The organism is uncultured Roseibium sp., assembly GCF_947499295.1.
GTDB lineage: Bacteria > Pseudomonadota > Alphaproteobacteria > Rhizobiales > Stappiaceae > Roseibium.
The window spans coordinates 1-20,485 of the sequence record NZ_CANMNP010000033.1 but is presented as its reverse complement, the minus strand read 5'-3'; the positions used below and the strand labels follow the sequence as shown (position 1 = coordinate 20,485).

14 protein-coding genes are annotated in these 20,485 nt (G+C 55.5%); 7 read left to right on the top strand and 7 right to left on the bottom strand.

Annotated features, from left to right (window positions below):
- The coding region (locus Q0835_RS28060; protein WP_298966549.1) for a fused MFS/spermidine synthase at positions 1 to 1,757 on the top strand (1,757 nt) is incomplete at its 5' end.
- A 65-nt stretch (positions 1,758 to 1,822) separates the two neighbouring features.
- Here the strand turns inward: Q0835_RS28060 and Q0835_RS28055 are convergent.
- The 7 genes from Q0835_RS28055 to Q0835_RS28025 all read right to left on the bottom strand — a co-directional run bounded on the left by Q0835_RS28055 (position 1,823) and on the right by Q0835_RS28025 (position 13,894).
- On the bottom strand, positions 1,823 to 2,962 hold the full coding sequence (locus Q0835_RS28055; RefSeq protein WP_298966546.1) for an acetate/propionate family kinase: 1,140 nt from the start codon (positions 2,960 to 2,962) through the stop codon (positions 1,823 to 1,825).
- Positions 2,963 to 2,981: 19 nt separating this feature from the next.
- Complete coding sequence (xsc, locus tag Q0835_RS28050) at positions 2,982 to 4,760, bottom strand: sulfoacetaldehyde acetyltransferase (RefSeq protein ID WP_298966544.1); 1,779 nt, start codon at positions 4,758 to 4,760, stop codon at positions 2,982 to 2,984.
- A 318-nt stretch (positions 4,761 to 5,078) separates the two neighbouring features.
- On the bottom strand, positions 5,079 to 7,520 hold the full coding sequence (locus tag Q0835_RS28045) for an FAD-dependent oxidoreductase (protein ID WP_298966542.1): 2,442 nt from the start codon (positions 7,518 to 7,520) through the stop codon (positions 5,079 to 5,081).
- A gap of 107 nt (positions 7,521 to 7,627) precedes the next feature.
- Positions 7,628 to 10,069 carry an FAD-dependent oxidoreductase gene (locus tag Q0835_RS28040; RefSeq protein WP_298966540.1) on the bottom strand — a complete coding sequence of 814 codons (2,442 nt, stop codon included), beginning with the start codon at positions 10,067 to 10,069 and terminating at the stop codon, positions 7,628 to 7,630.
- 23 nt (positions 10,070 to 10,092) lie between these two features.
- Positions 10,093 to 10,647: an XRE family transcriptional regulator gene (locus Q0835_RS28035; RefSeq protein ID WP_298818164.1), complete on the bottom strand. Its 555-nt coding sequence runs from the start codon at positions 10,645 to 10,647 to the stop codon at positions 10,093 to 10,095.
- Between the two features lie 242 nt (positions 10,648 to 10,889).
- Complete coding sequence (locus Q0835_RS28030) at positions 10,890 to 12,359, bottom strand: PLP-dependent aminotransferase family protein (RefSeq protein WP_298818166.1); 1,470 nt, start codon at positions 12,357 to 12,359, stop codon at positions 10,890 to 10,892.
- Between the two features lie 149 nt (positions 12,360 to 12,508).
- A complete protein-coding gene (locus Q0835_RS28025) occupies positions 12,509 to 13,894 on the bottom strand; it encodes an aminotransferase class III-fold pyridoxal phosphate-dependent enzyme (RefSeq protein WP_298966538.1) in 1,386 nt (461 codons plus the stop codon).
- Between the two features lie 312 nt (positions 13,895 to 14,206).
- On the opposite strand from Q0835_RS28025, the gene Q0835_RS28020 reads away from it, so the two are divergent.
- From Q0835_RS28020 to Q0835_RS27995, 6 genes are all read left to right on the top strand, one after another.
- Positions 14,207 to 15,208 carry an ABC transporter substrate-binding protein gene (locus tag Q0835_RS28020; protein ID WP_298818170.1) on the top strand — a complete coding sequence of 334 codons (1,002 nt, stop codon included), beginning with the start codon at positions 14,207 to 14,209 and terminating at the stop codon, positions 15,206 to 15,208.
- 84 nt (positions 15,209 to 15,292) lie between these two features.
- Positions 15,293 to 16,099 carry an ABC transporter ATP-binding protein gene (locus Q0835_RS28015; protein WP_298818172.1) on the top strand — a complete coding sequence of 269 codons (807 nt, stop codon included), beginning with the start codon at positions 15,293 to 15,295 and terminating at the stop codon, positions 16,097 to 16,099.
- Positions 16,096 to 17,358: an ABC transporter permease subunit gene (locus Q0835_RS28010; RefSeq protein ID WP_298818174.1), complete on the top strand. Its 1,263-nt coding sequence runs from the start codon at positions 16,096 to 16,098 to the stop codon at positions 17,356 to 17,358. The genes Q0835_RS28015 and Q0835_RS28010 overlap by 4 nt, the downstream gene beginning before the upstream one ends.
- Positions 17,359 to 17,791: 433 nt before the next feature.
- Complete coding sequence (locus Q0835_RS28005) at positions 17,792 to 17,995, top strand: hypothetical protein (RefSeq protein ID WP_298966535.1); 204 nt, start codon at positions 17,792 to 17,794, stop codon at positions 17,993 to 17,995.
- Positions 17,996 to 18,376: 381 nt separating this feature from the next.
- Complete coding sequence (locus Q0835_RS28000) at positions 18,377 to 19,573, top strand: hydantoinase/carbamoylase family amidase (RefSeq protein ID WP_298966533.1); 1,197 nt, start codon at positions 18,377 to 18,379, stop codon at positions 19,571 to 19,573.
- Positions 19,574 to 20,072: 499 nt separating this feature from the next.
- On the top strand, positions 20,073 to 20,462 hold the full coding sequence (locus Q0835_RS27995) for a hypothetical protein (protein ID WP_298966530.1): 390 nt from the start codon (positions 20,073 to 20,075) through the stop codon (positions 20,460 to 20,462).
- Positions 20,463 to 20,485 lie beyond the last annotated feature (23 nt).

Genomic DNA, 20,485 nt, shown 5'->3' with positions numbered 1-20,485 from the left:
CACTGAAGATGTCGTACTTCAGTACCTTGAGAAGCACATCGATAATCCTACCGGCATCAGCCGGTAGTGGTTTAGTCCTGGCTTTGGCCATCATTGGATGTGGTGCGCTTGCATTGTACTTTCCCCGGGAAACAGATCGGGCGGGACCTCGACTCTCAGCTCATGAAAGCACACGGGAAGGGGATCAACCTCTAGCCTGGTCCAGAAGACTGACGTTCCTGGGGTTGTCGGCCATACCCTCGGCGCTGACGATTGCTATTACCGCTCATATCACGGTCGATATTGCATCTGCTCCGTTTCTTTGGGTGGTTCCACTTGCTCTTTTCCTTCTAACTTTCGTGCTTGCTTTCCGCACCCGGCAGGTGGTCCGGATCGAGTTTCTGGCAAAGCTGTTGCCTTGGGTGGCCATTCTGATCGCAAGTAGTTTGCTAATGGGAACCAGCCTTCGCATCTTTGTCTCACTCGGCTTCAACCTGATCGGTTTTTTTGCTGCAGCCCTTTACTGTCACTCATTGCTCTACAAGCTGCGACCCAGCGCTCGTCACCTGACAGAATTTTATCTTTGGATTTCGTGCGGAGGTGTCGTCGGAGGGCTGTTCGCCGGCCTGATCGCACCGCAAATTTTCGATTGGGTGGCTGAATATCCGCTTTTATGGTTCTTGACTGTTCTTGTCGTCCTACTTCATGGCCAAAGCTCTCGAGGCAAGACGTATCTCAGCATCGCAATTGGCGCGGTTCTCGCTTTTGTCATTTATCAACTTGGTGCTCATGAAACGAACTCGGGCCCGATCGACGTCACCTCACGTGCCTATTTGCTTTTGTTTTTATTGTTGTCCGTAGCCGTTTTGCAGGTGAAGGCGAAGCTCGCGGCAGTTCCTGTTCTTTTTGCCGCAGCATCGGTGACTGCACTCCATTTTGGAACTTATGATGAATTGGTGTCCCATCGCTCGTTTTTCGGCATCACGAAAGTAAGGCATTCGGATGATGGCACACACAGGATCATGGTTCACGGCACAACCGTTCACGGTGCAATGCGCATTGAAGATTTGGAGAACTCCAGACCGGAGGCACTGACCTATTTTCACGAAACTGGAGAAATGGCCGCCGCTCTTCAGTCCATTCAGAACAGAATGGGTGGGAACATCACAGAAGGGGCAATTGTCGGGTTGGGAACAGGGAGTTTTCTTTGTCACCGACGGTCTGATGAAAAATGGTCTGTCTTTGAGATCGATCCTTCAGTCATAAAGATTGCATCAGACCGACGCTACTTCCGATTTGTGTCCGACTGCGCACCAGATACACGTATGGTGCTCGGAGATGCTCGGCAGACGCTGGCGCACGAGGTCGATGGACGCTTCGATTTTGTCCTGATCGACGCATTTTCCTCAAACGCCATCCCGATGCATTTGCTTACCCGGGAAGCACTCCGGCTCTATTTTTCCAAGATTTCCGAGGATGGCCTGCTGGTCATGCATATCGAGAACCGCAAACTCGAACTGGCGAGCGTCGTGGCTGCAATTGCAGAGATGGAAGGTTGGTCTCTACGTTTCGCGAAATTCAAAAACAATAACCGATTGGCAAACAAGGATCACGTTTATCCGACGCAAGTCGCGGTCCTGGCCAGGACACCAGAAGCCCTGGGGAATCTGGCGGCCGATCCAGATTGGAAGACCGTTTCTCCAGAAGATACGAATGCCTGGACGGATGACTACTCCAACATCTTGAGCGCGCTCTTCCGAATGTATTGGAACTCCTGATCGCAATACACGTCAGCTAGGCTCTAACAGAAATTCGATTTTGGATGCCGTTTGTCCGGAATTGATCAAGCGGCAGACATGATCTTCTGCGCATGATGGGCGATCATGCGTTCTTCTTCGGCCTCGACGATCCAGGCAGTTACTTTTGAACCGTCTTTGTGCAACTTGGCAGAGCCTTGAAGGTTGGCTGCTTCGTCGGCCCGAACGCCCAGCCAGGACAATTTTTCAAGGATGTTTGCTCTCACCTTCGCATCGTTTTCACCGATCCCGCCGGTGAATGCGATACCGTCCAGGCCTCCCATCGCCGCAATCATCGAGCCAGCGTGACGGGCAGCCCAGTAACAGAAATGCTCAACGGCGAATTGTGCCCGCTCAGTGCCGAGCGATTGCAGCTTGCGCATGTCACTTGATCCGGAAAGACCTAGCAGACCGCTTTCCTTGTTGAGGATCTGCGAAGTCCTGTCGATGCCAAGGTCGGAAGCCATGGCCAGAACCAGATTGGCATCAATCGACCCCGTTCTGGTGCCCATGGTCAAACCTTCAAGGGGGGAATAGCCCATGGTGGTAGCAACGGACTTTCCATCCCTAATCGCGCAAAGGCTTGCGCCATTGCCGAGGTGCAGGGCGAGAAGTCTTTTTGGCAGCGGTTGACCCGAAATTTCCGGAAGGCTCAGCGATAGGCTTTCATAGGACGTCCCGTGAAAGCCAAATCGGCGAAGGCCTTTTTCGTCTTCGCTGTCGGGTAGGGCATAGCGTAACGCAACTTCGGGATTGGTCGCGTGAAAGGCCGTGTCGAAGCTAACGCATTGAGGCAGGTCGGGAGCAAGCTCTGCGACAGCGTGAATCGCTGCCAGATTATGCGGATTATGCAGGGGTGCGAGAGGGATGCAGCGTTTGATTTCTGCTAGAACTTCCTCGGAAACCCGTCGCGATTCCTTCAGGTTACGCCCGCCATGAACCACTCTGTGCGCCGCAGCCGTAAGGCTCGCAAATTCAATTCCGTGCCTATTCAAGGCGCGGAATATTTCGTCGAGTGCTGTAACGTGGTCCGGCAGAGGAATCTCGTCCTGCTGATCGCCGACGATCAGCGCCGAAGCACCACCGATCTCGACCGCACTGCCGCGGAGCTTCTTTGTGAAATCAGCTCCGAACAGCACGAACTTGATCGAGGACGATCCGGAATTCAGGACGAGAATATCACCCATTGTCTTTGCGTTTCTCCGCTCAGCTAACCTTCTGCGGCCGCATGTCAGATGCAGAAATGCCCGCGACTTCGACAGGTTTCTTCATCGCGTCGCGCCGGAAGGGTTCGCCGAGTTCCTGGTTGATCAGAACCTCGATCAAGGTGGTTTTGCCATCGTTCATCTGACGATCAATAGCGCTGTCCAGTAGCTCTCTCACTTCGTCCATGGAGCGCGCCTGAACGCCCTCAAGACCGCAGGCCTTTGCGATTGCCGCATAGCTCACGTCTTCATCGAGTTCCGTTCCGACGAAATTGTCGTCGTACCAGAGCGTTGAATTGCGCTTTTCAGCACCCCACTGGTAGTTGCGGAAGACAACCATGGTGATTGCCGGCCATTCTTTGCGGCCGATAGCTGTCAACTCCGTAACGGCAATGCCAAAGGCTCCATCGCCGGCAAAACCGACCACCGGGGTGTCGGGGCAACCGATTTTCGCGCCGATGATTGCCGGCAACCCGTAACCGCAAGGTCCAAACAAACCGGGAGCGAGATATTTCCGGCCCTGTTCGAAACTTGGATAAGCGTTGCCGATCGCACAGTTGTTGCCGATGTCCGAGCTGATGATCGCTTCCTTCGGCAGTGCGGCTTGAATAGCACGCCAGGCCTTGCGTGGGCTCAACCAATCCGGCTTTGCGGCGCGGGCCCGCTGGTTCCAGGACGTGCCTTCATCGTCGTCTTCATGGTCCATGGACGATAGCTGCTGCGCCCAACGGGATTTTGTTTGCGCGATCGTGTGCACACGATCGTCACGATCGTTGTTGCCGGCATTCGGGGATAGGTTTTCCAGGATAGCATCGGCAACTTTCTTTGCGTCGCCGACAATGCCGACCGATACGACCTTGGTAAGACCGATCCGGTTCGGATTGATGTCGACCTGGATGATCTTGGCGTCTTTCGGCCAATAGTCCATGCCGTATCCGGGCAGGGTCGAGAACGGGTTCAAACGGGTGCCAAGCGCTAGCACGACATCAGCCTTGGCGATCAGCTCCATGCCCGCCTTGGAACCATTGTAGCCTAGAGGGCCTGCAAACAGGCGGTGCGAACCCGGGAAAGCATCATTGTGCTGATAGCCGCAGCAAACCGCCGCATCGAGCTTTTCAGCCAGCGCCATCGAAGCCGGGATTGCTCCGGCAAGAACGACGCCTGCGCCATTCAGGATCACGGGGAACTTGGCGGTGCTCAAAAGGTCCGCCGCCTGGGAAATGGCTTCGTCGCCGCCGCCAGGGCGTTCGAAATCGACAATAGCGGGAACCTGGGCGTCGATGACTTGGGTCCAGAAATCGCGCGGGATGTTGATCTGAGCCGGTGCGCTGGCACGCTTGGCCTGCATGATCACGCGGTTCAGAACTTCCATCATGCGGGACGGGTCACGAACTTCTTCCTGATAGGCCACCATGTCCTTGAAGAGCGCCATTTGCTCAACTTCCTGGAAACCGCCCTGACCCAAGGTCTTGTTGGCTGCCTGGGGTGTGACCAGAAGCAGAGGTGTGTGGTTCCAGTAGGCCGTTTTGACTGCAGTCACGAAGTTGGTGATTCCCGGGCCATTCTGCGCAATCATCATGCTGACTTTGCCGGTTGCCCGGGTGTAGCCGTCGGCCATCATCCCGCCCGAACCTTCATGGGCACAATCCCAGAACTTGATGCCTGCTTTTGGAAACAGATCGGAAATCGGCATGAAAGCTGAGCCGATAATTCCAAACGCATGCTCGATTCCGTGCGCTTGAAGCACCTTCACGAATGCTTCTTCGGTGGTCATTTTCAAGACGAATACTCCAGTGAAATCAGAAAGACCGATGCCGTCATTGCGGCTTTTCGGAGAGGATTTAACTCGACTTCCTGATGCGCTCTTAGGGCCAGATTGGCAGACTTCATATAGCCAATAAGATGTTTCACAAGTGTTTGAAACCCCTACGGCGGCCGGTTTTTTGGGACGAAGATGGCCCAGTCAGAGGCCGACAACGATTTTATCCCCGTCGATCTCTGGAAACCCTTTCATCTGCCGCCGCCTCCTCACTTCATCAATGCCAATGTTTTTGGTCTGTGAAGCAAGTGAAAAGCCGGCGCAGATTGCCGGGTTACATCAGACTTTAACGCGCTCAGATTTCGGGTCGTAAAATGGTTTCAGTGATGCTTCTGCTTCACATCGCACTCCTGCTACCTCGATTTCGTAAGACGAGCTCAGGAGCTGATCGGGACTCTCGCCCGGGCAAGGAACGTAGCCAAGACCCATGGCGCTGCCAAGGGCATGACCATAGTTCCCGCTGCTCAGGAAGCCAACAACCTCTCCTTCCCTCAATATTGGTTCGGCATGATAGAGCAGGGGCTCAGGGTCTTTCAGGCGGAACTGGACGAGCCGTCGTTGCAACCCTTCCTCGCGTTTGCGCAAAACGGCATCACGGCCAATGAAGTCGGGTTTGTCCCGTTTGACCGCGAAACCCAACCCGGCTTCCAGAATGTGATCTTCACACGTGATGTCGTGACCAAAGTGGCGGAAGCCCTTTTCGATCCGGCAAGAGTCCATCATGTGAAGTCCACACAGTTTCGCGCCAATTTCCTGACCTGCTTCGTGGAGAGTTTCAAAAACATGCGCCGCCATGTCGGAGGAAACATAAAGCTCCCAACCGAGCTCTCCGACATAGGTGACCCGATGGGCTCTGGCCAAACCCATGCCGATCTCAATGTCCCTTGCAGTTCCGAACGGATTGCCTGCATTCGTAAAATCGTTCGGTGAAACGGCCTGTAGCAGTTTCCGGGAATTTGGCCCCATGACGGCCAGAACAGCCTCGCCGGATGTGACATCGGTGATGACGACGCGGTAGTCGCCAATATGCCGGCGTAACCAGGTCTCGTCGGCCAGTCGCGTTGCCGCCGGTGTGACCACAAGATAGACGGTTTCGGACAGACGCGTGACCGTGACATCCGCCTCAATGCCGCCCTGGTTGTTGAGCAGCTGCGTATAGACGATTTTTCCAACCGGAACCGAATAGTCACCACCGGCGACATAGTTCAGGAATGCTTCGGCATCCGGCCCTTCGATGCGAATTTTGCCGAAGGATGACATGTCGTAGATGCCGACATTTTCGCGGATCGCCATATGTTCGCGTTTGGAGTTTTCAAACCAGTTCTGACGCTTCCAGGTGTATCGATATTCTCTTTCCTGACCTTCATCGGCAAACCAATTGACACGTTCCCAACCCGCGAACTCACCGAAAACAGCGCCCGAAGCCTTGAGATGCTCATGCAAAGGTGATCGCCTGATACCGCGGGCTGTGGCTTTCTGGCGGTAGGGGAAGTGATCTGCATAGAGCAGCCCAAGCGTTTCTTTTGACCGTTCAAAAAGATATTTGCGGTTCCCCTGAAAGGGCTGCATGCGTGAGATGTCGACATCCCCAAGGTCGAAGGGCTTTTCGCCCGTGTTCATCCACTCTGCCAGCGCCATTCCAGCACCGCCAGCTGACTGAATGCCAATGGAATTGAAGCCTGCCGCAACCCAGACGTTGTCCATCTCGGGAGCGAGGCCAAGGTGGTAGGCATCGTCGGGTGTGAAGCTTTCCGGGCCATTGAAGAAGGTATGAATGCCGACTTCAGCCAAAATCGGCAACCGGTTCACGGCCGCTTCGAGGATCGGTTCGAAGTGGTCGAAGTCTTCCGGCAGCTGATCGAATTCAAAGTCTTCGGGAATGCCGTTCATGGCCCAGGGTTTGGCGTTGGGCTCAAAAGCACCAAGAAGGATTTTTCCGGCATCTTCCTTGTAGTAGGCGCATTCGTCCGGAACCCGCAGGACAGGCATATGAGGGAGCCCGGAAACACTGTCGGTGACGATATAGAAGTGTTCGCAGGCGTGAAGCGGAACGTTCACGCCTGCCATGCGCCCGAGTTCATGGCCCCACATGCCACCGCAATTGACCACGTGATCGCATTCAATGACGCCCGTGCCGTCGGCAGATTGCCACTCGACACCGGTCACTCTTCGGCCGGCTTTCTGCAGGCCTGTCACCTTGACCCGCTCCATGACCTTGGCACCACCCATCCGGGCTCCTTTGGCCAGGGCGAGTGCGATATTGGCCGGATCGCCCTGACCATCGCGAGGCAGATAAACACCGGCAATCACGCCATCGGTGTTCAGATACTCGTATCTGGTTTTGACTTCCGAGGGAGATATTTCCTCCACTTCCACGCCGAAGGCCCGCGCCATGGAGGCTTGCCGGAAAATCTCTTCCCTGCGTTCTTCGGTTAGAGCGACCGTGATCGACCCACAGCGCCGGAAACCGGTGGCGACCTCTGTTTCGGCCTCCAGATTTCCATAGAGTTCCTGGCTGTATTTTGCGAGCCGGGTCATGTTTTCCGTCGCGCGCAATTGCGCGATCAGGCCGGCCGCATGCCAGGTTGTGCCTGATGTCAGCTGTTTGCGTTCCAACAGAACGACATCGCTCCAGCCTTGTTTGACAAGATGGTAGGCGACGGAACATCCGATGACGCCACCGCCGATAATGACGACGCGAGCCTTTGATGGAGGTGTCACGATGAGCTCTTTCCGATTTCAAGACCTGAGGAGATGTCTCCGTCAGACTGAGTGTTGATAGCTATGTCCGAAGGACGAATTTGAAAGTGAGACCCAAGGGCTTGTGCTCAAGCCCTCAGTCGTTCGTTCTCAGGATCCCAAAGCGGTTGATCGGGCTGCACAACAGCCATGTGGCGTTTGCCGTAGATCTCGACTTCAAGTTCCGTTCCGGGATCCGTCAGGTTTGCTCGGACAACGCCGAGCGCGATCGAAGCATCGATCCGGTAACCCCATCCGCCAGAGGTGACTTCCCCGACCAAGTCGCCGTCTTTGAAAATGCAGGCCATATAAGGTGCATCACACTCGTCAGCTTCAACGGTGAGTGTGACAAATCCCTTTTCCGGGCCTCGTTCCGCTTCCGTCTGGAGAGCAGATTTCCCAGGATAGTCCTGCAGCTTTTGTAGTTTGACAAAGCGTCCAAGCCCACTTTCCAGCAAGGTGTAGTCGGTGGAAAGGTCGACTTTCCAGGCGCGATAACCCTTTTCCAGGCGCAGGGCATTCAGCGCAAACATGCCGAATGGTGTCGCACCTTCTTTCAGGACGGCATCGTAGATGGCGGGCATGTCGTTGAAACTTGCATGCACCTCCCAACCGAGTTCCCCGGCAAACGAAACGCGGACAAGCAAGGCCGGTTTTCCAGCAACTTCCGTGAACTGGTGGGTTAGCCAGCCCGTGGACAGGTCAGCATCCGTCAGTTTGGAAAAAAGCTCGCGGGATTTGGGACCACTTACAATAAGCGTTGTGACCTCCCGGGTGCGATCCTTTAGGTCAAGGCTATCCGGCAAACCGTCTTTCAAGACAGCAAAATCGTGCCATTGGGCCGGTGCTGCGGTAATCAGCGTGAAGTCGTCTTCACCGTGTCTGATGATCGACATTTCGGTCAGGACGCGGCCACGACTGTCGGGGAAATAACCGAGTGTCATGCGACCAGCTTTGGGTAGCGCCCCGGCAATCTTGCCGCGCAAATACTCCGCCGCTCCTTCGCCGCTCAGCGCAAAGCGGGAGAAGCCGGGAAGGTCGAGTACGCCGACACCGTCTCTGACAGCTTCGCACTCCGCACGTACGCGCGGCTCCCATGGACCAGAACGCTTCCAGGTCTGGGTGGCTTCTTCGCCGGTGTCGTCTCCAGCTTCTGCAAACCAGTTTGCACGCTCCCATCCGTTGAAGGTGCCCATCTGGCCGCCCAAATCGAGAACCTTCGCGTGGTTGGGGGATACTTTCCGGTCAGGCGCCGCAGGCCATCTGTGGTGAGGGAAGTGCATCGCATATTCGTGACCGTAAACTTCCTTGGCCTTGTCGACGCAGTATTGGTCATCTGTGTAGTCGGTATAGCGGCGCGGATCGACACACCACATGTCCCATTCGGTATGGCCGTGCATGATCCATTCGGCAGCGACCTTGCCGGCACCGCCGCCCTGGGCGATGCCAAAAGTGAAGGAATGCGCTTCAAAGGCGTTCGGGACACCCGGCATGGGGCCGATCATCGGCAGGCCGTCCGGCGCATAGGGGATCGGTCCGTTGATGTTGCGGCTGACACCTTGTGTTCCCAGAAGAGGCACGCGGGCCATCGCGTCTTCAATGTACCATTCGAGTCTGTCCAGGTCGTCAGGATAAAGCTGGAAGCTGAAATCATCCGGCATCTGATCGTCTGGTGTCACCCAGGCGGCCTGGCAGTTGCGCTCGTAAGGACCGAGGTTGAAGCCGACCGTTTCCTGCCGCAGATAATAGGAGCTGTCAACGTCCCGGATCATGGGAAGTTTGCGGCCGTTTTCCTTGGTCCAGGCTTCAACTTCCGGCACAGGTTCGGTCAGGAAATACTGGTGGCTCATCACCGCTGCCGGGACAGGGCGTCCACCGTAGGGCAGGAACCATTCCCCGACGCGCTTTGCATAGTAACCGGCGGCATTGACGACATATTCGCAGCGAATATCGCCCTTGTCGGTGTGGACGATCCATTCACCGTTTTCGCGGCTGACGCCCGTTGCCGGTGTGAAACGCGTGATCTTGGCGCCATGGGCGCGTGCACCTTTTGCAAGTGCCTGTGTGACCTGGGCAGGATCGATGTCGCCGTCGAGCGAATCCCAAAGGCCACCTGCAAGGTCGTGGGTTTCCATGAAAGGATAATGCTGCTGCAGTTCTTCCGGTGTGCAGATGTCCATTTTTAGGCCCATCTGCCGTGCCATTCCGACTGCGTGTTCGAACTCCATCATGCGCTCGTCATTGTGCGCGAGGCGAATTGCGCCCGTCACATGATAGTTGATCGGGTAATCAACCTCGTCCGCCAGGCCGCGATACAATTTCAAACTGTAGCGTTGCATGTTCATGATGCCGAAATTCATCGCGAAGTTCGGACAGTTTCCAGCTGCATGCCAGGTCGAACCGGCTGTCAGTTCATTCTTTTCCAGCAGGATGCAGTCGGACCAGCCGTTCTTGGCAAGGTGATACAGCGTGGCAACACCGACAACACCGCCGCCGATGATTACAACTCGGGCTGTAGAGGGTACGGACATTCAGAATTCCTTCTTGGAATGCGTCAATAAACGGGTGGGGAAATCACCCAAATGGCGATTGCCGGCTCGGAGTAGGGATTGCTCCAGCGATAGGCTGCATTGCGGATGCGAAAGCTGTCTCCAGCCGCCACCGTGAAAGGTTCATCATCGAGCCAGATATCCAGTTTTCCGGAAAGGAGATACGCGACTTCCTGCGTGGGGCGCTGAATGGGATTGTCGCGGGATGATCCTGGCTGAAAGGTGGAGTGGATCATCTCGAAATTGTCGGTCAGATCCGGTGAAATCAGCGTTTCGAGAAGCCCGGCGTCGCGTTCGCCGATCACCCGGCGGGCCTTCGCCCTGACTACCTTTCCGCTTTCGTTCTCCGGCCCATCCGCGCTCCCGAAGAACAATGAAACCTGCACGCCGAAAGCGTCCGCGATTTCCCGCAGGTCAGACATTCTGGGAGTTGAGATGTCACGCTCTACCTGCGACAGCCAGCCAACGGATCTGCCAAGTCTGTTAGCAAGATCTTCAAGCGTCATTTTTCTGGCCGTTCGAAGGGCTCGGATGTCCTCGCCCAGACTGCTATGTTCCATTCTGAAGACCTGCTTATGAAAATTTCACCGGTAATTTCATGCGGCAAAATGAAAAAATCAACAAAAATTTCACGTCGCAGAAAGATTCTTTGTCTTTCCATCGAAATGCCATGGAGAACGAAGCACAGAATTTCTGGACTCAGCGCGAAATTCGGTTCGAATGACCGTTGCTGGAGCTTGAAAAAACCTAGCCCAGAGAAGCTTCTTGGCCGATTGGCGTTTTGCTGAAAAGAGCGACCCCGCTACCGGCGGGTTTCTTTGATTTTTTGGCCGATTAGGGAAATGCCATCGGGAATATGCGCTGAGGCGATTGAAGAATAGGCAAGGCGATAATGTCCAGGATCTTCTTCTTCGGCTGCGAAGAAGGCGCTGCCGGGTTCTATGAGAACACCGTCCTGTCTGAGGCTCATGGCAAGCTTGGTGCTGTCAATGCCGTCAGGTGCCTTCATCCAGAAGGACGATCCTCCGAACGTTCCTTGCGTTGTCAGTGAGAGCCGCTCTTCACTGATGCTTTGCTCCATGATCGAACGCCGCTTTCGATAGATACGGCCCATGCGCGCGATCTGTGCGTCATAATGACCAAGGGACAGAAAATAGGCGGCTGTGCGCTGAATGAGGCCCGGCGGGTGGCGCAACACAAGAGAGCGCAACGCACGTGCTTCGCGAATGAAAGGCTCTGAGGCAACGATGTATCCAAGCCGCAGTCCGGGAAAAAGCGATTTGGAGAACGAGCCCACATAAATCACGCAGCCTGTCGGATCGAGAGACTTGAGAGCCGGGGAGGGGGATTTGAGAAACGAAATCTCGAATTCATAATCGTCTTCAACAATGACAAAACCACCCTCGGCGGCCAGTTCCAGGAGCCTGTGACGACGCGAAACCGGCATTGTTGCGTTGGTAGGGCAATGATGGCTCGGCGTTGTGAACACCACGTCCAGACTGTCCGGAAGTTTTTCAGGTGGCAGGCCCGCATTGTCGACATCGATGGAAATTGTATTGCATCTGGTCTGATTGAGGATCTGCCGCAGACCAGGGTAACAGGGGTTCTCGATAACGGCCGTTCTGCGCTGAGTTAGAAGGATCTGCGCCGTGATCCAGAGCGCATGTTGTGCGCCCATCGTAATCAGGATTTCTTCCGGGCGTGCGGTGATCCCGCGTCTCGGCAAGATCTGGCGCAAGATGAACTCGACGAGCATAGGGTCGTCACGCTCGTAATAGTCGGTCGCCAGAATGTCGAAATCCTTACGGCCGACGGCCTTCAGCGCGCAGTTCCGCCAGTTGTGGTGATCGAAAAGACGCGGATCGGATTGGCCATAGATGAAGGGATACTTGTAGTCACGCCAGTTTTGCGGGCGCATGACGGGCACATGTGCCAGAAACCGCTGGCCGAGCGTGCGCGACCAGTCGATGCCGGTGTTTTCCGACTGGTCCGGCAAATTGAATTTCGGCCTGCTTGGAGCGTTTTGCGCGACGTAATAGCCGGAACGCCCTTTTGAAATCAGGTACTCGTTGGAAACAAGTTCAGTATAGGCGATCGTGACCGTTATTCTGGCGACACCAAGATGTTCGGCAAGCTTGCGGCTTGACGGCATCCGTTCACCCGGCAGGCAACGCCCGGACAGGATTGCTTCGACCACAAGCTGCTGTATCTGCTGCTGCAGAGAAGTTTCAGTGTCTGGTCGAAGGAAGAATGTTTCCGCCGGTATCGCCATGCCTGGACCTAATTTCTTTGACGTCTGGATCTATTAGATGGTGCATCGGATCGTTTGGCAATTGAAACCAGCACAAAAAATAAGCGTGGCTGTTTCGGGGCAGCCACGCTTTTCAGTTTCAGGGAGTTATCGCTGTTTGCAGCGAGTTGTTATCCGAAAACCCGTGTCAGGGCGCCGTCGATCGCGTCGGTGATCTGGTCGATATCGTCCGTTGTCGCTATCAGTGCCGGCGACAGGCAGATGGTGTTGTTGAGACCCGGCAAGGCGCGGTTGGTGACGCCAATGATGACACCTTGCTTCATGCAATCCGCGACGATCGCCTGCATGAGCTTTTCCTCTGCCGGTTCCTTGGTATCGCGATCCTTGACTAGTTCAGCGCCACAGAAAAGGCCGATGCCACGCACATCACCGATCACGGAGTGCTTTTCCATAAGCCCGTGGAGATTGGCCATCAGCCGCTCGCCCATTGCGGTTGTGTTGTCGAGAAGGTTTTCGTCCTCGATGATCCGCATGTTTTCAAGAGCCGCTGCCGGGCCGGCGGTGCAGCCGCCAAAGGTTGAAATGTCGCGGAAGTGGTTCATTGGATCGCTGGAGTCGTCTTTGAAGAGGTCAAAAACCTTTTCGGTGGTGACCATGCAGGCGATTGCGGCATAACCGGACGCCACGCCCTTTGCCATCGTGACGAAGTCTGGCTTGATGCCGTAGTGCTGATAGCCGAACCACTTTCCTGTTCTGCCAACGCCGCAAACCACTTCATCGATGTGAAGCAGGATATCGTATTTCCGGCAGATCTCCTGAACACGGTCCCAATACCCCTTGGGAGGTGTTATGACGCCGCCGCCTGCGGTTACCGGTTCCAGGCAAAGTGCGCCGACGGTATCCGGTCCTTCCTGCAGAATCACTTCCTCGATGGCGTCGGCTGCGCGCTCTCCATATTCTTCAACATCCCACTGGGCGCGGTATTCGCAGCAATGCGGAACGGGAACGAAGCCCGGCGTATAAGGACCGTATTGCGCATTGCGCTCCGGTTGGCCGCCTGCCGAAATCGTGGTGATGGACGAGCCGTGATAGTCACGCTCGCGGTAGAGGATCTTGTGTTTCTTGCCGCCATAGCGCTTGTGCGCGATCTGCCGGACAATCTTGAAGGCCTTTTCGTTGGCTTCAGTGCCCGAGTTGGTGAAGTAAACGCGGCTCATGCCGGGCATCTTGGAAATAAGACGTTCGGAAAAGAGCGCACCAGGAATGGAACCCGCGGAATTGGCAAAATAGTTGAGCTTGATGAGCTGGTCACGGACGGCGTCGGCAATCGAGACGCGGCCATAGCCGACATTCACTGTCCAGACACCACCCGAGACGGCATCCAGATGTTCTTTGCCGGTCGCATCCCACAGCCGCATGCCCTTGCCTTCGACCATGATCTTGGGGTCGGACGTTTCAAGAGACTTATGCTGAAACAGGTGGTGCCAGACATGGCTGCGGTCAGCTTCAATGATTTCGCTCATGTCGTTCGGGGATGCTGCAATATTCACGGCCATGTCCTTTCGTGCGTCAGCTTCAAGCGCGACTGAAGAGTGAATTCAATTGAGAGTTCTGCCAGCCTAATTCTAGGCAATTGCTCAGTTTTCAAGCAGGAACGTCAATTTCCAATCCAGACAACATGCACCCAGCGGCGACATATAGGGCCAGATCGGGAATAGCGTTAGCTCCAGTTGAGTGTTTTTATTGTAACCGTGTGGTTCTGCCGTAACCATTTTCGCACGCAGGCCAGCCGCATAATCTGGGAGACGGCAAAAGACAGGAATACCTGCATGCCTGCATAATAACGAGGGAACAGTGGGAAGATAAAAATGACCTACAAAACGAAACTATTGAGCGCAGCTGCTGCATTGGCTTTCATGAGTGGCCTACCGGCAACTGCACAATCTGAAGAACTGACCGTCGCCTACTTCCTGGAGTGGCCGATGCCATTCCAGTATGCCAAGGCGACCGGCATGTATGACGAAGCGCTCGGGATGCCTGTCAAATGGGTTTCCTTTGATGCCGGTACGGCAATGTCCGCGGCCATGGCTTCCGGTGACGTGCAGATCGCTGTCAGCCAGGGCGTGCCACCCTTCGTGGTTGCGACGTCCGCAGGACAGGACCTGATCCTGGCAGATATCGCCGTGAGCTACTCTGAAAACGACAACTGTGTCGTGGCAGAAGCGCTCGAGATCGAAAAAGAGAATGCCAAGGAACTGGAAGGCAAGAAAGTCGGAGTTCCGATCGGCACTGCCGCCCATTACGGCTTCCTGGAGCAGATGAAGCACTTCGGCGTCGACATCACGACGATGGAAATCGTTGACATGGCGCCGGCCGACGGTGCAGCTGCATTCGCACAGGGCAACCTGGACATGGTTTGCGGCTGGGGTGGCGCGCTGCGCCGCATGACGGAACATGGCAACGTGCTTCTGACAGGTGCCGAAAAAGAAGAACTCGGCATTCTTGTCTTCGACGGCATCAGCACACCGGCGAGCTTTGCTGCCGAAGAGAGCGAGCTTTTGAGCAAATTCCTCGCGGTAACCGAAGAAGCCAATGCCATGTGGAATGCTGGTGACAAGAAGGCTGAGATGCTGAAGGTCATCGCAAAAGACGCTGGTATGGATGAAACGGCAGCGGAAGAGTCTCTGGCAACCTTTACCTTCCCGACAATGGAAGACAAGCTGAGTGCCAAGTGGCTTGACGGCAACGTTCAGAATTTCATGCTCGGTGTTGCTAACGTGTTCAAGGAAGCCGGCTCGATCCCGGTCGCGCTGGACACCTATGCTGATACGGTCGATCCCAGCTATCTGGCCGCGGCACAATCCAACTGATTGGCGTATCCTGCATCGAATGGGGCGGCGCCTGTCGCTGCCCCATTTCTATTCTCTTATTCAGGCTGCAGGAGATGGTCGGCTATGGATGGCCTTCATATTGAAAATATTTCCATGCGTTTCGATCTGCCCAACGGAACGCACGTCCAGGCGCTCAAGGATGTTTCCATCGAGCTGAAGACGGGCGAAATCATGTCGGTTCTCGGACCATCGGGCTGCGGCAAGACAACCTTGTTGAACATTGTGGCCGGGTTTCTCGCTCCGACGGACGGTCAGATTCGCATGAACGGTCACGTGGTCACGGGGCCGGATGCCGAACGCGGTATGGTTTTCCAAAAGGGTGCGTTGTTTGAGTGGATGAGCGTCCGCAAGAACGTGGACTTCGGACCCAGGATGAAATCGATGCCAAAAAGGCAGCGAGACGAGATTGTCGATCATCTATTGGAAACGGTTGGGCTTCAGGACTTCAAGGAAAAGGCGGTTTATGAACTTTCCGGAGGCATGCAACAGCGTGTCGCGCTCGCCAGATGCCTTGCGAACGATCCCGACGTCATCTTGATGGATGAGCCGCTTGGCGCACTCGACGCGCTGACGCGTGAAAAAATGCAGGGTCTTGTACTGAAGCTTTGGAAGGAAACAGGCAAGACCGTCGTCTTGATCACGCATTCCGTTGAAGAAGCACTGCTTCTTGGGGAGCGCTTGCTGGTGATGGCTCCAAGGCCAGGCCGTATTCACAAGGAATACCGGCTGCCGTTTGCCGATCGCGGCGTGAACATGGATTTGCGCGAGGTCAAGAAAAGCGAAGGCTTTGCTGAAAAACGGGAAGAAATCCTGTCGATGATCTGGGAAATGGAAGAAGAAATCATGGGCAGATCGGAGACAGCAGCATGACCGGATCCGTCGTCTTCCTCATTTATGCCGGCCTGTTTCTGGCCAGTTTCTTTCTCGTCCGGTATCTCAGCGGCAAGCTGCAACGGGGTCAGGACTTCACGAGCCTCAAAACCGTTACTTTCGGTGATGAAAGTGCGATCACGCCCAACAGGGCCGCGTCTGTCATTTCAATCGTGGTGATCTTTTTCATCTGGGGTGCCTTTACCGGGTCCAAATGGGTGCCGGTCCACGTTCCAGGCCCGTTTGTCGGAGAGACGTCCTTTACCTATACGGCCAAGGACGCAAGCGGAAAATCCGGCGAGGCGACGGTCGACGTGATCGTTCACGAGCCCGGTGTGAAAGCGGAAAAGCCGGAAGTCGCGGCCTCTGACGGATTTGTCCAGAACGATTCTGGTACCGTTGGCGCCTGGCGGTCCGTTCTTTTGAAAGTCACGCGGAACGATGGTGAGGGAGCGGAAGTAACCGCGGTCGACGGCAAGCCGATAGCAGCTGGTGAAAGCGTCAGTGTTACAAACGGCACCGTCACGATGACGCCAAAGGGCTCACTCAGCTTTCAGCCCAGCAAGGGCCTGCAGATGGAACCCATCTGGATGCCGGCTCCTGAAGCGGTTGTTGTCCGGTTCGCGGAAATTGCCTCGCAGGGCTACCAGAACTTTACCTTGTGGGAGCATCTTGGCTGGTCGCTCTTGCGCGTCGTTGCCGGCTTCCTGCTCGGTTCGCTTATAGGCATTCCGCTCGGCTATGCGATGGGCTTGTCCAGCTGGGTGCGTGGCTGGTTCGATCCGATCGTCGAATTCATGCGACCCGTTCCGCCGCTTGCCCTGATCCCGCTGGTCATCATCTGGTTCGGAATCTGGGAAACAGGCAAGATCGTATTGCTGTTCCTGGCGGCTCTCTGGATCATGACAATTGCAGCAAGGGCAGGGGTCTCCGGCGTGAACATCACCAAGGTTCATGCTGCCTACTCCCTCGGGGCCAGCAAACGGCAGATCCTGCAATATGTCATCGTGCCCAATTCCCTGCCGGAGATCTTCACCGGAGCGCGCGTTGCCATGGGCGTATGCTGGGGCACAGTGGTTGCAGCCGAACTGGTCGCGGCTCAAAAGGGCGCGGGTATGATGATCATCGCGGCATCGAAGTTCCAGCTGACGGATATCGTCATCATGGGCATCATCCTCATCGGAATTGTCGGTTACAGCATTGATATCCTGATGCGCTTTGCCGAACGTATTCTGGTGCCGTGGAAAGGCCGTTCCTGACGGACGAAACATGAATGAAGCCTGCGGCAACACCAGTTTAATCCGGCTGGTGTTGCCGCAGGCGTGATCTGGTGACAGTCAGAAAGTCTCTGTTTTGAGGCAAACCATGATCACTGCAACTTGACTGGCCAAACGCATCTCGAATCATTGACATTTTCGTGCCGTTGCAAGAACTCTGATCCAAAGTTCTGGAGTGTTCTGAATATGGCTCTCTAAAGCTTCGGATTGCTGGACAAGATGCGTTCCAATTTTGCACGTTAAAATTCATTTTAAGTAGATATTTCAAGAGCTGGGCATGTAGCCGACATAAAAAAGAACGAACCCCTCAAAGAGGCATCTTTCGCTTTCTCAAAAGGGCAATTTAATTTCTTGATTTTGGTCAAGACTCCGAAAACCGCGATGGCCGATTTTTTGGGTTTTCAGGGAGGGCTGATTGCGACTGTTCCGCACATATCTCTTGCACAACGGTGTCAGAGTGGCTGGCAGCCAGAGAATTATCCGCGCGGAAAATGCCCAGTCTGCAGCGGAAACCATTGCCGGAATAAAGCTTCGCCAAACAGGCGCTGAGCATGAGGTTCGCGTTGAAGTCCACTCCGTCGAACCGGCCCAGGGCCCGCTCTTTTTCTACTTGCTTTAGATGGGTGGAGTTCGGATTTTCTTTACGTTTCTTCCGACTGACTGAAATGGGGCCGGAAGGGGACTGGCGGGATTAGGTCTTTCAGACAAACAAAGCGGACAAACGCATAACGGCGTTGGCCGACCGTTTCGTCCCGCGTTTCGGAAGTTCCCTGAGGTGAAATACCAGCGCCAGCCACGCGCAACCGGAAAGTTCTGGGGGAAGCGCGTAAGGGACTGCACGACCGAGGTCGCCATGGCCCGTTTGACAGCTTGGCTGTTTGACGCGCTTTTGGGTCAGTTAGCTTGAAAGGTGAGCAAATCGGCTGCAGCATTAAAAGAGGACGTTCCAATTGCGGAAGGTCGGGCAAATTCTGGGTGTTTTCAGTTTGGGAAGGTCAAGATGAACGTTCTGCCAGACAGGTTTATGAGAGATCTTCTCACGCTCCGCTCCTTCGGTGCGAGTGGAGTGGGCAAGGGAGTGGTACGTCCGGCGTTTTCTGAACCAGACGTGGCCGCCCGAAAGTGGCTGATCAACCAGTTTGAGGCGACGGGCCTGGCCCCACATGTGGATGCTGCGGGCAACGTCTTCGGCCTGACCGATGCTCCATCCATGCTTTTGGGGTCTCACACCGATACCCAACCCGAAGGAGGCTGGCTGGATGGGGCATTGGGTGTCATCGTCGCATTGGAGATCGCGCGTGCTGCGAAAGAGGCGGGTGGTCCGCCGGTGTCAGTCGTGAACTTCCAGGATGAAGAAGGGCGATTTGGTGCGCTGACCGGATCCAGCATTTATTCAGGCAAGACCACACTTGCCGAGGCCGACGAATTCACGGACATGAACGGGGTCTCTTTCCGCGATGCGCGGTCTTCAATGGCGGATCTTGCAGGGGCGTTCGTGCCACAAAACCAGTTCTCGGGTTTCATTGAACTACATATCGAACAGGGCAGCACATTGGACGACGCGGGCGAGGCAATTGGCGTTGTCACAGGTATTGTCGGATCCCGGCAACTGCAGGTCACCCTGACAGGTCAGCAAAACCACGCTGGCACCACGCTGATGCACCAGCGAAGAGATGCGTTTCAGGCGCTGTCGGCATTCAACGCCGCGCTAAACGACCGCCTTCGGAACATTGTAACACCGCGCACAGTCTGGACGATTGGTCGGATACACCTGCGGCCCAATGCACCCTCCATTGTGCCCGGTGAAGTGAAGTTCGACGTGCAGTGGCGCGATGTTGATGACGATCGGCTAGCCCGGATGGAAGCTCTTGTTCGCGATCTTGTTGCCGAGATTGCCGTTGGCCATGGAATGCAGGCTGAAATTGTACCGATCAAGGCACTGCAGCCCGTTCCAATGGACGCCAACTTGCGCGCGGTCTTGAGCGCCGCAGCTGAGGCGCAGGCCCCGGGTAAGTGGCGCGAGATGCCGTCGGGCGCCTTGCACGACGCTTCAAACATGGCGCGGTTGATGCCGTCAGCGATGTTGTTTGTTCCGTCGGTAAACGGTATCAGCCACGATTTTGCCGAAGACACGCACGAGGCTGACCTGATAACCGGTCTACGTGTGATGGCGGACGCCGTCAGCCGACTAAACTGAAACAGTTGTCAAACCAGAGCCCCGTTTGCTCAAACGTTTATGCGCTCCGACAAACTTGACGCCGGACAATAGATTTCCCGAGGCTGGCCTAGCTCATCGGGATCAACTTGTTGTCGCAGAACCAAGGGGAAGAGCTTCTCTGGTCGGCGGAGTAGCCAAGCAAATCGGCCATTCGATCTGACTGCAACGAATGGCCGCTTCCCACCCCAACTCGTAGTTTTGGTGCGTCTCAAACGAACGTCTGCTTTCAGGCTCAGGCTTCAACACGGCGAACGACCAATAAGGCGGCGCTTAGCGGTCGTTTGTTTCTGGTGCGGCGAACGTCTGGTTGGAGCCCTCTTTGACCGATGCTGCACCGTGATCGAAGGGCAGCTTTGGGGTCGTCCGATTTGCCGAGTAGGTGTTCCGTTTAGGTCCAAACCCATTTATTAGAGCGTTTTGAGACACCCATGGATGCTTTTGAATCGGATCAGGCATGCGAAATTGACGTCATGCGACGGTGCATCCAAGCGGAGCGTCGGGAAGAACGGGAGCAAACATGATCGTTGTGGTGGAGGGCATAAGCGCGGCGGGCAAGACGACTTGGTGCCGGAGCCACGCTGGCGAGCACTTGATCCCCGAAACCTTCCCATCCGATCGCGGCAACCAACCGGCGCAAGGCCTGGCGACCGCACGCTACTGGACCGACTGGAACGTGAAGCGGTGGGGCGACGCCCTGGCGATGGAAGCTGCTCGGGGACTGGCGGTATGTGACACCGATCCACTCAAGCTTCACTACTCATGGACGCTGTTCCAAGCTGGCGCTGGCCAGCGCGCCCAGTGGGAGTTGCAGGCCCTGTTCCGCGTCAGCACCTATGGGTCCAGATTGGCTGATTGCTTAAGGGAGTGATTTTGGCTCATCTTCACAGATCA

What these genes read in the sequence shown, in the direction of transcription:
- Q0835_RS28055 (WP_298966546.1), bottom strand. Translation starts at nt 2,962, where the DNA reads ATGGGTGATATTCTCGTCCTGAATTCCGGATCGTCCTCGATCAAGTTC.
- Q0835_RS28040 (WP_298966540.1), bottom strand. Translation starts at nt 10,069, where the DNA reads ATGTCCGTACCCTCTACAGCCCGAGTTGTAATCATCGGCGGCGGTGTT.
- Q0835_RS28035 (WP_298818164.1), bottom strand. Translation starts at nt 10,647, where the DNA reads ATGGAACATAGCAGTCTGGGCGAGGACATCCGAGCCCTTCGAACGGCC.
- Q0835_RS28030 (WP_298818166.1), bottom strand. Translation starts at nt 12,359, where the DNA reads ATGGCGATACCGGCGGAAACATTCTTCCTTCGACCAGACACTGAAACT.
- Q0835_RS28025 (WP_298966538.1), bottom strand. Translation starts at nt 13,894, where the DNA reads ATGGCCGTGAATATTGCAGCATCCCCGAACGACATGAGCGAAATCATT.
- Q0835_RS28020 (WP_298818170.1), top strand. Translation starts at nt 14,207, where the DNA reads ATGACCTACAAAACGAAACTATTGAGCGCAGCTGCTGCATTGGCTTTC.
- Q0835_RS28015 (WP_298818172.1), top strand. Translation starts at nt 15,293, where the DNA reads ATGGATGGCCTTCATATTGAAAATATTTCCATGCGTTTCGATCTGCCC.
- Q0835_RS28010 (WP_298818174.1), top strand. Translation starts at nt 16,096, where the DNA reads ATGACCGGATCCGTCGTCTTCCTCATTTATGCCGGCCTGTTTCTGGCC.
- Q0835_RS28000 (WP_298966533.1), top strand. Translation starts at nt 18,377, where the DNA reads ATGAACGTTCTGCCAGACAGGTTTATGAGAGATCTTCTCACGCTCCGC.